Origin of the sequence: Gimesia sp., from assembly GCF_040219335.1 — a bacterium.
Lineage (GTDB): Bacteria > Planctomycetota > Planctomycetia > Planctomycetales > Planctomycetaceae > Gimesia.
On sequence record NZ_JAVJSQ010000031.1, the window covers coordinates 128,423 to 140,596 of the forward strand.

Here is a 12,174-nt window from a genome sequence, read left to right on the forward strand (position 1 = left end):
CAGCATGGAAGAAATCTGGAAGCCAACCGCCGAGGAGGTCGAACAGGCCATCCATAAGCTGCTTCCCGATCTGATTGAAGAGGGGCTGAAAGCCCTGTTTGTCGGGACTAATCCAGGTCTGTATTCAGCCGCGGTCGGGCACCACTTTGCCCGGCCCGGCAACCGCTTCTGGCCTGCCATGCATCGGGGGAAGATCACCGAACGACTCTACTCCCCGTTTGAAGACTATAAACTGCTCAAGCGGGGTGGCGGACTGACCAACATTGTCAGCAGAGCCTCTAAACGGGCCGACGAACTCGCGAAAGAGGAGCTTTACGAGGGAGCCCGCATTCTCACGGAAAAGGTCATCAAGTACCGACCACAGAAGGTCGTTTTTCTCGGGATCACCTCCTACCGTAAAGCGTTTCAGCAGAAAGACGCGCAGCTCGGACTGCAGAAACACCAGATCGGGAAAGCCGACGTCTGGGTGCTGCCGAACCCCAGCGGGTTGAACGCCCACTATCAGCTCCCGGAACTGGGCAAGATCTTCGCGCGGATGTGGCGGAAATAGTCCACCCATTTTACCTGTCTTACGATATCGAAAACCTTTTCGATACCAAGTCGTTCTCCTCTCGGGATTTGGCTGAATCCAGCCGATTTATATCGACGATGAATAACATTAAACCGGTCAGGGAAACTGCGCAGGTATTATCCGTCTGCCTCCCGCTCCGGTCCGGAACGGTTCCGTATCCCACAGGTCTCTCACATGCATCGTCAATCGAAATTTCGCTGGCATCGAATCGTACTGCTGCTGCTCACCGCGGCTGTACTGAGTCAGCAGGGTTGCGTGCATCGCAAACGGTATAGCCTGTCCAGCTTCTGGATCGACTACAACACCTTGCGGGCTCCGGCGATCTTCTTCCAGAAGCGGGACCACTTTCCTTACAAGGCGTCCCAGGTCTCTCTGTTTCACTGGCAGTACGGCGTGACGCCGGGCCGGAACGTGAAATACGTCCGCCCGGATCTGGTACGGGAAAATATGCCAGTCTCAGACACCTATGGTGGTATCACCCAGGCGGGCATGCTCGTGGAACAGCAACCAGTCATCGAATCCGCGCCCTCGGTGAGTGCCAATGGTCCCATGTCGATTCCCCCTGCCCCACAGCCTGCTCCGAAATCGAAGCTCCCTGCACCGCCTCAGCTCAAACTGCAGCCCAAGCCTGTTCGTAAGCCGACGGCTACACCCCCGCCGCCTCCCGCACCGGCAGCAGAGAAATCCTGATTACTGCTTCGGTGACTGCACGCGGGGCTCAAATGCGGTAATCCAGACGAAGGGTTGACCGCGTTCATCAATCACCAGTTTGCGAACCAGCCCGGTTCCGCCAATGGCATCGCGGATCAGAATGCCCCAGGTCGTCCGCTTCTTGGAAACGTTGACTTTGATTTCATCAACGTCGATCTGTTTCTGCTGAACCTCATAATCGTCCAGCAGCATGGGAATCTCTGAGGCCTTGGAAGCGGCTACCAGAACATCACGCAGGGGGACATTGCTGAGTTCGACCGGAATCAATTCAAAATAGCGGGGCGCAGTTTTCTGGCGGGACAGTTTCAGTTCCCAGCCAATCGGCCAGGGAGACTCTGTGGCCTCCCAGGGGGTGATCAGCAGTTCCAGCGATCCCGAGGGGGTGCGTGAGGGATGAAAGGCCAGTCCGTACTGCTTGAGGGCGATCGCCAGTGCCGTCCCTTTGGACAGTTTGCTGAGATCGGCTGAAATCGTATCACCGGCGGGTATCTGCGAAAAACGTTTTTGTGCTTCCAGATCAAAGCGGACTGGCAGCGAACCCGGGAACTCCAGCTTGCGAACCGCCTGATCCAGGGTCAGGCCCTGGAGGTTTACTGGTGTCGCTTCAGAGAGGGCTGCAAAGACTTTTTTGAACTGTTCGTTCGAAAGCCCCCACAGTGGTTTACTGTCAGGTGATCCCTGGGCACCGTAGACTCTCAGCTCATTAATCCATTCTTTGACCCGGGCGACCTCGTTACGGGCAAACTTGCGTCCAGGAAACTGAATCACACCGTTACGATCCAGAGTACCGGTGACTCTCACCTCCCGTAGAGTCCCCCTGACATTTTCCTCGACAGCTGGTTTATCATCCAGAACGGCACGTCGGGTGCGAATCGAGATCCCCAGATCCCGAAACGTCTGCCCCCATTGCTGGGCATACAGGGCCGAACCGTCAGCTTCCATTAACAGAGTCACTGTCACGTCCGTTTTTAACGGAGCGCCCTGCGGTTTCTCCTGCTTGGGAAACGTCACCTGGGCCGTCGCTGTTGAGACGCCGGTCAGCAGGATTGAAAACAGAACTAAAAGACAGGCAGATTTCTTAATTTGATATTTCATATCTTTTGAGCTGCAATCGAAAGAAACAAGTTCAAAGAACTCATTGTCGGATAAGCCGACAGTGCAACACGAGGCTGCACGAGTATGTGATATTCCGATCTCTGGAGTATAGCAGATCATGTTCTGTCTGATGAGACCAAAACAGCAGGTGGCTACAATTCCGCAGCTGTCCTGATATCCTCGAACTGTTCAGACATATCTGAAAATTCGAAGCTCAGAAACAATCTTGGAATGGGTCACTTAAGTAGAATTCATTTCGTGTTTTTTGTGTCTTTCGTGGTTCAAACTCATCCCTGCCACAAAAAAATCCCCCGGACCATAATTGATCCGGGGGACGGGAGGTCGTGTCAGTCAGGCTGCACCAGTGGTTCAGTGTTTCTGACATAGTCAGGCAGTCAGGGCCGACTAGTTAAGCCAGTCCAGTCCTAGTGCCTTAAGTCTAAAGGACCAGGACTAGGCGTCGATCAGACTTTCAACTTTCTTTAATTCTTCCTGAGCTTCCTTGAGACGCTTCTCAGCAGCAGAAACATCTTCCTGCTGTGCCTTTAGCGATTCCTGAGCGTTATTCAACTCATCCTGGGCATCGGCTTTTTCTTTATCGCTGGCTGACTCCAGTTTCTGCTTCGCTTCAGCAACCTGCGTTTCCGCTTCCACAACATCTTTCTTTTCCTGGCTGATGGTTTTCTGAATCGCAGCGATGCGTTCGTTGGCGTTTTTCAGAGCATCCACTTTGGTCTGAGCGAGATTCTTACGTGCTTCGGCAACACGTTCGTCAGCGTCTTTCTTTGCTTCCTGAACGTCCTGCTTGGCTGCCATCTGAGCCGCTGCCAGGGCTTTATCCAACTCACGTTTGGCCTTTTCTACATCGTGCCGTTCTTCACTGATCTCTTCTGGTTCTTCCCCTTCGCGCTGGGCTTCTTCCAGCTCTTTCATTTCTTCCTGAATCTGTTCGGTGCCGACACGGCGGGTTTCATGAACGCGTTCTTCCGCATCCTGTTTGGCTTCTGCAACCTGCTGCTGCCCTTCCTGTTTCGCCTTATCGATTTCCTTACGGGCTTCTTCGATCGATTCGGAATTGGCCTGGCATCCGACGAGAACCAGAGCGGCCAGTGCTGTTGCAGAGCTGAGTTTCATTAAAGACATGATTTTCTCCTGTGCTTTCCTTAGTGCGGACCCTGTCCTCACTGACGTCTGAGCGGGCCACTTATGAGCAAATTGACTTCACTGTAATCTGATGTATCTTCAAGTCGCTTCCTCACTCGTCAGCGATCTGCTTGAGGAAGCCTGTAATGCCTGAACATGAAAAGCAGTTTCCGTGCCAGTCATACAGGTTGTACGAAATGCAGGCGTTTTCTCAGCTTAATGCAAGTAGGGTAGAAGTTCGGCAGGGCAGAAACAGCCCCCGGGCTGAACGCCGGGCAGACAGTCAGATCGCTGATCGCGCAATATAATGGATGGGATCAACATTGATTGATAAGTAAGCACGAATTAAAGGGCGTTTACCGGACTCATTTTATTCTGATCCAGTTACGATGTCGCTTTAGTTGGATTTAGCCGACATCTCATGCTGATATCCACCGAATAGCCATCACAGTCTAAAAAATAAAGAAGACCGGTTTCTGATTTTCAATGGATTTCTCCAGCAATTCTCTGAATGACTTAAAAAAGATCTTAAGCGAAGGAGAACTCACATTTTGATACTCTTGATCTATCAGATTAACGATTAAATACAGCTTGTCTGGTTCAATCAATTCTTCTTCGTAATCATCAATCATGGAATCACAAAGTCCATTGATTTTATGAAACACTTTCAGGTCCCAAAGCCCATTAAAGTCATCATCGTTATTCAAGGAAATGCAATTAACAAGAAGTGGATGATCAACATACCAGGATCGTAATTGATCCTCGGCCTCTTGATTACAAGGTGATAATATTCCTCTTCGATAACATTCGGTGAGTTGCATTTGAATGATTCCCGAAATTGTCCCCTGAAGCTAATGTCGTCAACGGCTCTGAACTGATCCCTTTAATACAGATGCCGCTTCAGCAGATCCAGGGGATAGATCGTATCGCGCCAGCGTACGCCTCCGTTCTTAAGCGTGATCCAGGCAGATCGCCAGAAGGCGAAGGTGAGAGCCAGCGAGGCGTAGAGCAGAAACGGGGTGATTGCCAGTCCGGACGAAAAGATCCAGCCCAGCAGCCCGTAAGTCAGGTGCAGCAACACGAGTGTCGCCAGAAAGCCGACCGTCTCAGCCAGGGGAAACAGGAAGGGCATCACGAACGGCACCAGAAAAAAGAGAACGTACAACGTCGTGACAAAACAGAGTCTGCGAACCGAATAGTAGAGCGAGGCAAAGGCGTTCTTTTCAATTCCGGTGATGACTGCCCAGGCTGAAGGCTGCCAGCGAACCTGGAGTTCGTCAATTCCCAGGTAGACATCCTGCTGATAACCACTCTGCTTGATCAGCTTTCCCAGCTTGATGTCATCCAGTACATCGAGCCGAATTGTTTCCAGCCCGCCGGTCGCCTGGTAGACAGATCGCTTCAGCAGATTGAAAGCACCGATGCCCACATAGGCATGTTTCCAGCGGGTCGGGATCAGCCAGAAAAATGTTCCCGAGGCGAGCAGAAAGCCGAAGTAAGTCACGAAGGCCCGCTCGAACAGACCTCCCCGTGCCAGTCGGGGGAGCAGCGCCAGATGATCGAGCTGCTGATCCAAAAAGATTCGGGTCGCATGCGTGATGGCCTGCGGCGAAAAGATAATATCCCCATCGGTAAAAAGCAGCAGTTCTCCGGTAGCCTGTTGGGCCGCCTGGTGCATCGCATGGGATTTCCCCAGCCAGTCAGCGGGCAGTTCTTCGATATGCAGGACCTGCATCTGGACCCGGTTCTCTGCCGCAGCCCGGGCGGCGACCCGCTCCATCATCGCACCGGTCTCATCTGTGGAGCGATCGTTGACCGCGATGATTTCGAGATTGGGATAGTCAGAGGCCAGCAGGGAATTCAGGTTCACTTCGATTGTCGCTGCTTCATCCTTCGCGGGCACAATCACTGAAATCCGTGGCCACTGGTCAGGAATCGCGGTCCGGTTCACACAGCGGGAGATCTGTTTCTGCAGCATTGTCACCAGTGATGGTCCCAGCAGAACAAGCCAGAACATAAGAGTAGCATAGCCCCAGATGGTGATCAGCGTGGCGGTCATCGCGGGAACTTTCCGTTATTCAATCCGGGGGGCGAGTAGATCGACAATCGTCTGACCGATGCGGAGCGAAGACGTCGCTGCCGGCGACGGTGCGTTTAACACATTGATCATGCGATCGGATTCGTCGATCAAAAAATCGTCGACCAGGGAGCCATCGGGGCCGAGAGCCTGCGCCCGCACACCCGCTGGGGCAGAGACCAGATGCTCGGACCGGATCTCGGGGATCAGCCGCTGCAGCGCTTCGACAAACGCAGGCTTGCTGAAGGAACGCCACATTTCGCCCAGACCGGTCTTCCAGTATTTACAGGCCATCTTAAGAAAGCCGGGATAGGTGGCAGCCTCGAGCAGGTCACGCAGATTGATGTTTGATTTCGTATACCCCTCACGGGCGAACGCCCAGACGGCATTCGGCCCACATTCCACGCCGCCATGAATCATCCGGGTAAAGTGCACTCCCAGAAAGGGAAATTCAGGATTGGGAACCGGATAGATCAGTGATTTGCACAGGTGCTCGGCTTCCGGCTTGAGTTCATAGTACTCCCCCCGGAACGGGACAATCTTAGAATCGGGATGGGCGCCCCCCAGTCGGGCCACGCGGTCGCTGAACAGTCCGCCACAGTTGATGACCTGTTTCGCGGTAAAGTCACCGGCCCTGGTTTGCAGGTTAATGCCATCCGCATGATGTTTGATGCCGACAACCTCCGCACCGGTCTGGATCAGATGTCCCTTTTCCTGAATCCGCTCTCCCAGCCGGACCGCCACCTGCCTGTAATCGACAATACCTGTTTCGGGAACATGAATCCCACGGATGCCTGCCACGTGCGGTTCGTATTCTTTAAGCCGGGCCTCGTCGATCATTTCACAGACGACACCGTTCTGCTGTCCCCGCTCAAAGATATTGTCCAGGGCGCCGAACTCGCTTTCGTCGACAGCCACGATCACTTTACCGCACTCGTCCCAGGGAATCTCCTCGGCAGTGCAGAAGGCTTTCATCGCCTTGATGCCTTCGCGGCAGTTGACAGCGCGCAGTGAACCGGGCTTGTAATAGATTCCCGAATGCAGGACTCCGGAGTTATGCCCTGTCTGATGCAGGGCCAGTTCGTTTTCTTTTTCGAGGATCAGCACAGAGGTATGGGGAAAGCGCTGCGTGATCTGCCAGCCGGTCGCCAGCCCGACGATACCCCCACCAATTATTGCGACATCTGCATTTTTCATGGATGACTTCTATACTCAAATGGTTGCCGGCATCTTATACTCGGGATTCGATAATTAGATCACGGAATCTCTCTCACCTTCATGTTTATCATAACTTAGCAGGATCGGGGTTACAGGAAAACAATGGTTGAGCATGTTCGCGATTATTTAGAGCAACATCAGGAACGGTTTGTCGGAGAACTGGTTGAGTTTTTAAAAATTCCCAGTGTGAGTGCCGACTCGACTCTCAAAGCCGAAACCCGGCGGGGAGCTGAATTTGTCCAGCAACAGATGAAAGCCGCTGGTCTGGAAAGCCGCCTGATCGAAACCGCGGGACATCCGATTGTGTACGGCTCGTGGAAAAAAGCAGAGGGTAAACCGACTGTCCTTGTCTATGGTCATTACGACGTGCAGCCCCCCGATCCGCTTGATCAATGGGAGACGCCCCCCTTCGAACCCGATATCCGTGACGGTCATATCTATGCCCGCGGTGCGACCGACGACAAGGGGCAGATGTATACACACATTAAATCGGTCGAAGCCTGGATGAAGACGCAGGGAGAACTTCCCGTCAACGTGGTCTTCGTGATTGAAGGCGAAGAGGAAGTCGGCAGCGACAACCTCGATCGCTTCCTGGCTGAGAACAAAGATCTGGTCGCCTGCGATATTGCAGTAATCAGCGACACCAGCCAGTATGCACCGGGCATCCCGGCGATCACTTACGGACTGCGGGGAATCCTCGCCTGCGAAGTGATTGTCAACGGCCCGCGACAGGATCTGCACAGCGGCGTGTTTGGCGGTGCGGTCACCAATCCTGCTAACGGTCTGGCCCGCATGGTCGCTGCACTGCACGATGACCAGGGACGCGTCCAGATTCCCGGCTTCTACGACAATGTCATCGAGCTCAAGCAGGAAGAACGTGATCAGTTTGCTGCCCTGCCCTTTGATGAAGCGAAATTCATGTCGGACCTGGGCGTTAAGGCGGTTTCAGGGGAAGCGGACTTCAGCACACTGGAACGCCGCTGGGCACGACCGACGTGCGATGTGAATGGCATGGTCTCCGGATACACGGGTGAAGGTCCGAAGACAATCGTACCTGCCCAGGCGCGCGTCAAAATCAGTTGTCGACTCGTTCCCGATCAGGATCCAGCCGCCCTGACCAGAGCACTGGAGCAGTTCCTGCTAGAACAGTTGCCGGCGGGACTGACCATGCAGTTCATCGATTATCACGGCTGCAAAGGACTCGTGTTCGATTTCAACAGCCCCTACATGGCGGCTGCCCGCACTGCGATTGAACAGGCTTTCGGAACGGCTCCGGTCATGATTCGTGAAGGGGGCTCAATCCCGGTAGTCGAAACATTCCAGTCGCTGGTGGGCGTAGAAACGCTGCTTTTAGGCTGGGGACAGAATACCGACAACCTGCACAGCCCCAACGAACGTTTCTCCCTGGAAGCCTTCCGTCAGGGAACCCTGGCAAGTGCCCTGCTCTGGCAGGAAATGGCGAACATTCAGGTGTGAATTCAGCGCAGATTGCTTGCTGAAATTCATCCAGGCGTGCAAGAGCCCCGAGTTCGGTTACTGAGTCTACTTACCCGAGTCAATCAGACCAGTTCCGGCATTGCCTTGTATTTATCGCGGTCGACCAGATAGCGGGGACGTCCCTGCAGGTCGTCGATCGTTGCAGATTCGACATCGATCCCCAGGTTGCGATACAGCGAAGCAAAGACTTCCTGGAAATGTACCGGACGATCTTCTGCGTATTCACCCAGCCGGTTGGTCGAACCGATGACCTGGCCGGTTTTCATGCCGCCACCTGCGAGCAGTGCAGTTGAGACGCGGGGCCAGTGATCGCGGCCGGAATTCGCGTTGATCTTGGGAGTCCGTCCGAATTCGCCCCAGACGACAACGGTGACGTCGTCCAGCATTCCGCGGTTTTCGAGATCTTCGACGAGTGCCGTCACACCCTGATCGAGCATCGGCATGTCTTCACGTCCGCGTTTGAAATTCCCACCGTGCCAGTCCCAGCGACTGAAGGCCAGCGTGACACAACGGGCACCGGCTTCGATCAGACGCCGGGCGGTCAGAAAGTCATCCAGCAGTTTGGGGCCGCCGTCTGCTCTCAGTTTCGGAGTTCCTCGACCGTAGCGGTCACGCAGCGTCTGATCTTCTTTCGAAAGGTCCAGAGCTTCGGCGAGTTTGCTGGAGGTCAGAATTCCGAATGCCTGCTGGGTGAACGAGTCGAGGCCGTCCATCGTGCCGGAAGCGTCAACCTGGCTACGGAACTGGTCGAGCGAGCTGAGTACTTTTTTTCGGTCATTCAGGCGATCCAGGGTGATCCCGTTGAGGGTCATGTCGGCCATGCCTTCACCGTTGGGACGGAAAGGCGCGTGTGCCAGTCCCAGGAAGCCAGGATCTCCCGCACGTGCCCATTCCATGTGGCCCATCTTGGGAGAGAGACCGAGGAACGGCGGGATTGAGGGATCGACGGCACCATATTTTTTCGAAAGAACCGAACCCAGGCTGGGCCAGCCGCCCAGGGGCTGGTTGTTGAAACGCTGTCCGGTCAGACACTGGAAGGCATCGTGCCGACCATCAGAGCCAACCATGGAACGGATGAAGGTGAACTTGTCTGCCATCTGCGCCATGCGGGGGAACTGATCCCCGATTTCAATGCCGGAAACATTGGTCTGGATGGCGTTGAATTCACCGCGGATTTCACTGGGGGCATCGACTTTGATATCCCACATATCCTGATGCGGAGGACCTCCCGGCAGGAAGATCATGATGATGCCTTTGTGCTGCTTTCGTTTGGTGGTTGAAGATTCCGCCTGCAGCAGTTGGGGCAGCGACAGTCCGCCTAAAGCGAGCCCACCGATCTGAAGAAAGTTCCTGCGTGAGATCCGGTCACAGAATTGACTCTTTTGAGAACCCAGAATCTTGAGCATCGTATCAGGTCTCCAAATCGTTTCAGGTGGGAATGTATGAGGAAGGCGAGCTACACCGAATTAGTTTATTTATCGCTAGTTCGGTCAGCCATATTAAAAATATCGGCGAGCCCTTATGTACCAGTATAGTGGTTTTTCAGCGGAAATCCAGTGCAGATTGCAGTAGCCAGACAATTTGTTCAGTATTTCGCCGCATCTCAGAAGCGTCTAAACGGGGAAGTAAAGGCAGGGATTCAAAGGCTGCGGTGGTATTCTCTTCCCCAAACCAGGCGATCAGGGAAGGATCCGCGTGCCGTTCATTGCTTTCCCAGCGCGAAAACTTGACTTCCGGAAAACGGGACTGCAGCTCTTGGATCAACGCCAGAGACTCAGCTTGCGGCAGGCCGGCCAGTGAGAACACGAACGGTCGCTGGAGTAATCGCTGCTGGAGTTCGCCGATCGTCGTCTGTTTCACCGGATGAATGACATCGGCTGCAATCTCTACCAGCGGATCGAGCACGAAGCGACGATACCAGCAGGCGGGATGTGGAATCGTCAGTTTGTCGTTCTGCAGAATCAGTTGATTAAATAACAGCAGGTCCAGATCCAGTGTGCGGGCGCCCCAGCGAACCTCGCGAACCCGCCCCAGTTCTGTTTCCACGGTCTGAAGTTCTGTCAATAATGCTTCGGGAGAGAGGTTAACTGAAAGCTGTGCTGCGCCGTTCAGAAAAATCGCTTCTGTCTGACTGCCTACTGGAGTGGTTTCGATCCACTGACTAAGCTTTCCGACTACGATATCAGGGTGGGCATCAAGCCGCTGCAGGGCCCGGTCAAAGGTCTCCCGAACATTTCCCTGATTTCCACCCAGGGCGATATAGCAATCAGGCATTGGAATTCCGGCAGTCAAAAGAAGCGTGAAATGAGAGGACGACTGCCTGCAGTTTAGTGAATTGAATCAGAAGTGCAATTCCGCGACTGCAGCTCACACCAGACGCTGAGTGTTGCGAAGATCATGCGTATTCAGGGAAAAATGCACTCTGTGAATGGTTTACATACCGTGGTTGTGCATTTCGGTAGTGGCATTTTCGAACAGGGCATTCGTATTCGTCCCCACGGCTGCGATGGCAGCTACACAAGCGAGTACAATCGCGGCCAGCATCACTGCATACTCGACAGCCGTCGGTCCATCTTCTTCACAGAGTAAGTTCTTGAGAAATTGCATTGTTAGATTCCGATATTCATACATGTCATATTTTTCTGGAGTCCGCTGATCAGTCAGTGAGCGAACCATCCCCTCAATTCCGTAAACTATGACGCATGTTCAAAATTAGCTCATATTCCTGATCGAAAGCTGGAAAAACTGGCGAAGGTGTCCAAAAATCAGCTAAATCGGTAAGAGTTGCAGGTTTTTCCCGCAGGAATTAGCGGGAAAGCAACTTGCAGGTCTGTTCAGACTGGCATAATCGGTGCATCCCTGTCACAATAAGAGACAGAAAACCGCTCCCGGACCTGAGTTATCATTTTTCAGGCTGTGCTGGTAGCGAGGATTGTGCGACTCAGTTCGCTGCTTCCCATTTCGTTAACTTTATTGGACAGGATACAATTGTTATGGCCAAAGAAGAGGCCATCGAAGTCGAAGGTACTGTAACCGAGGCGCTGGCAAATACACAGTTTCGAGTCGAACTGGAAAACGGACACCAGGTTCTGGCGCACGTTGCCGGCAAAATGCGCAAGCACTTTATCCGAATTGTGCCCGGCGATAAGGTTGTGGTTGAGGTCTCTCCCTACGATCTGAATCGTGGACGCATTGTGTATCGGGAAAGGTAAAGGCCCGCGGCCTGCCTGCCCTGCTTGTGGAATTCACAGCCACAGGAGTTTTCACTGATAACGTGTAATCTCCTGTTGTTGCTTTGCCTGCCGGGCTGAATTCGATACGTTCTTATTCCCCCAGACCGACTTGCGTTCCCGGAAGACATATGCCCCAGGACTCAGCCCAGCTGGACTCTCTCCCGTTCGTGCAACTGTTTACCGACGGCGCCTGCCGTGGCAATCCGGGTCCGGGAGGCTGGGGAGTCATTCTACGTCACCCCTCGACGGGTACCGAGAAAGAATTTTCTGGTGGAGACGCAGAGACAACAAACAACCAGATGGAGTTACAGGCAGTCATCTCCGGTCTGGAACTGTTGAAGAAACGTTCGCGGGTCGAAATCATTACCGACAGCGTCTATGTTGCGAAGGGGTCCAAAGAGTGGATGCCCAACTGGAAAAAGAACAACTGGCGCCGTCGCGAAGGGAAAAGCTGGAAGCCCGTCAAAAACGAAGAGCTCTGGCGGCAGCTGGATGAACTGCTGCAACAGCACGAGGTGCGGTTCACTCAGATCAAAGGTCACAGCGGACATCCAGAAAATGAACGCTGTGATGAACTGGCTGTCGAATATGCGTTGAAGCTGCAGAATCAGACTGATCTCTAATTTACC

Annotated in this window: 13 protein-coding genes; 5 read left to right on the plus strand and 8 right to left on the minus strand. The window is 53.6% G+C overall.

All coding sequences use genetic code 11. The features are described 5' to 3' along the window. The first annotated feature begins 4 nt into the window (after positions 1 to 4). The gene (mug, locus tag RID21_RS25460) at positions 5 to 550 is read left to right on the plus strand and encodes a G/U mismatch-specific DNA glycosylase (protein ID WP_350193843.1); all 546 of its coding nucleotides are present in this window, start codon (positions 5 to 7) and stop codon (positions 548 to 550) included. Between the two features lie 195 nt (positions 551 to 745). Then, positions 746 to 1,261: a hypothetical protein gene (locus RID21_RS25465; RefSeq protein WP_350193845.1), complete on the plus strand. Its 516-nt coding sequence runs from the start codon at positions 746 to 748 to the stop codon at positions 1,259 to 1,261. On the opposite strand, the gene RID21_RS25470 is transcribed toward RID21_RS25465, so the two are convergent. From RID21_RS25470 to lhgD, 5 genes are all read right to left on the minus strand, one after another. Then, positions 1,262 to 2,377, minus strand: coding sequence for a hypothetical protein (locus tag RID21_RS25470; protein WP_350193847.1), 1,116 nt, complete (start codon positions 2,375 to 2,377; stop codon positions 1,262 to 1,264). 453 nt (positions 2,378 to 2,830) lie between these two features. Then, a complete protein-coding gene (locus tag RID21_RS25475) occupies positions 2,831 to 3,520 on the minus strand; it encodes a hypothetical protein (protein WP_350193849.1) in 690 nt (229 codons plus the stop codon). A 452-nt stretch (positions 3,521 to 3,972) separates the two neighbouring features. Then, entirely contained in the window at positions 3,973 to 4,341 is a 369-nt protein-coding gene (locus RID21_RS25480) for a hypothetical protein (RefSeq protein ID WP_350193851.1), read from the minus strand. Between the two features lie 62 nt (positions 4,342 to 4,403). Next, the gene (locus tag RID21_RS25485; protein WP_350193853.1) at positions 4,404 to 5,579 is read right to left on the minus strand and encodes a glycosyltransferase family 2 protein; all 1,176 of its coding nucleotides are present in this window, start codon (positions 5,577 to 5,579) and stop codon (positions 4,404 to 4,406) included. 15 nt (positions 5,580 to 5,594) lie between these two features. Further along, a complete protein-coding gene (gene lhgD / locus RID21_RS25490; RefSeq protein ID WP_350193855.1) occupies positions 5,595 to 6,794 on the minus strand; it encodes an L-2-hydroxyglutarate dehydrogenase in 1,200 nt (399 codons plus the stop codon). Positions 6,795 to 6,917: 123 nt separating this feature from the next. On the opposite strand from lhgD, the gene RID21_RS25495 reads away from it, so the two are divergent. Further along, positions 6,918 to 8,291 (plus strand): dipeptidase, encoded by a 1,374-nt coding sequence (locus RID21_RS25495; RefSeq protein ID WP_350193857.1) that lies wholly within the window; start codon positions 6,918 to 6,920, stop codon positions 8,289 to 8,291. Between the two features lie 83 nt (positions 8,292 to 8,374). Here RID21_RS25495 and RID21_RS25500 read toward each other — a convergent pair whose 3' ends face one another. The 3 genes from RID21_RS25500 to RID21_RS25510 form a co-directional block, all read right to left on the minus strand. Further along, complete coding sequence (locus RID21_RS25500; protein WP_145188942.1) at positions 8,375 to 9,718, minus strand: DUF1501 domain-containing protein; 1,344 nt, start codon at positions 9,716 to 9,718, stop codon at positions 8,375 to 8,377. 136 nt (positions 9,719 to 9,854) lie between these two features. Next, complete coding sequence (gene folK / locus RID21_RS25505; RefSeq protein ID WP_350193859.1) at positions 9,855 to 10,586, minus strand: 2-amino-4-hydroxy-6-hydroxymethyldihydropteridine diphosphokinase; 732 nt, start codon at positions 10,584 to 10,586, stop codon at positions 9,855 to 9,857. Positions 10,587 to 10,745: 159 nt separating this feature from the next. After that, positions 10,746 to 10,919: a Flp family type IVb pilin gene (locus RID21_RS25510; RefSeq protein WP_145042410.1), complete on the minus strand. Its 174-nt coding sequence runs from the start codon at positions 10,917 to 10,919 to the stop codon at positions 10,746 to 10,748. A 386-nt stretch (positions 10,920 to 11,305) separates the two neighbouring features. On the opposite strand from RID21_RS25510, the gene infA reads away from it, so the two are divergent. Both infA and rnhA read left to right on the plus strand, forming a co-directional pair. Then, entirely contained in the window at positions 11,306 to 11,524 is a 219-nt protein-coding gene (gene infA / locus RID21_RS25515; RefSeq protein WP_002643979.1) for a translation initiation factor IF-1, read from the plus strand. A gap of 149 nt (positions 11,525 to 11,673) precedes the next feature. Beyond that, complete coding sequence (rnhA, locus tag RID21_RS25520; protein ID WP_350193861.1) at positions 11,674 to 12,168, plus strand: ribonuclease HI; 495 nt, start codon at positions 11,674 to 11,676, stop codon at positions 12,166 to 12,168. Positions 12,169 to 12,174: the final 6 nt, after the last annotated feature.

Coding starts and splice junctions, on each gene's coding strand:
- mug (WP_350193843.1), top strand. CDS start 5: ATGGAAGAAATCTGGAAGCCAACCGCCGAGGAGGTCGAACAGGCCATC.
- RID21_RS25465 (WP_350193845.1), top strand. CDS start 746: ATGCATCGTCAATCGAAATTTCGCTGGCATCGAATCGTACTGCTGCTG.
- RID21_RS25470 (WP_350193847.1), bottom strand. CDS start 2,377: ATGAAATATCAAATTAAGAAATCTGCCTGTCTTTTAGTTCTGTTTTCA.
- RID21_RS25475 (WP_350193849.1), bottom strand. CDS start 3,520: ATGTCTTTAATGAAACTCAGCTCTGCAACAGCACTGGCCGCTCTGGTT.
- RID21_RS25480 (WP_350193851.1), bottom strand. CDS start 4,341: ATGCAACTCACCGAATGTTATCGAAGAGGAATATTATCACCTTGTAAT.
- RID21_RS25485 (WP_350193853.1), bottom strand. CDS start 5,579: ATGACCGCCACGCTGATCACCATCTGGGGCTATGCTACTCTTATGTTC.
- lhgD (WP_350193855.1), bottom strand. CDS start 6,794: ATGAAAAATGCAGATGTCGCAATAATTGGTGGGGGTATCGTCGGGCTG.
- RID21_RS25495 (WP_350193857.1), top strand. CDS start 6,918: ATGGTTGAGCATGTTCGCGATTATTTAGAGCAACATCAGGAACGGTTT.
- RID21_RS25500 (WP_145188942.1), bottom strand. CDS start 9,718: ATGCTCAAGATTCTGGGTTCTCAAAAGAGTCAATTCTGTGACCGGATC.
- folK (WP_350193859.1), bottom strand. CDS start 10,586: ATGCCTGATTGCTATATCGCCCTGGGTGGAAATCAGGGAAATGTTCGG.
- RID21_RS25510 (WP_145042410.1), bottom strand. CDS start 10,919: ATGCAATTTCTCAAGAACTTACTCTGTGAAGAAGATGGACCGACGGCT.
- infA (WP_002643979.1), top strand. CDS start 11,306: ATGGCCAAAGAAGAGGCCATCGAAGTCGAAGGTACTGTAACCGAGGCG.
- rnhA (WP_350193861.1), top strand. CDS start 11,674: ATGCCCCAGGACTCAGCCCAGCTGGACTCTCTCCCGTTCGTGCAACTG.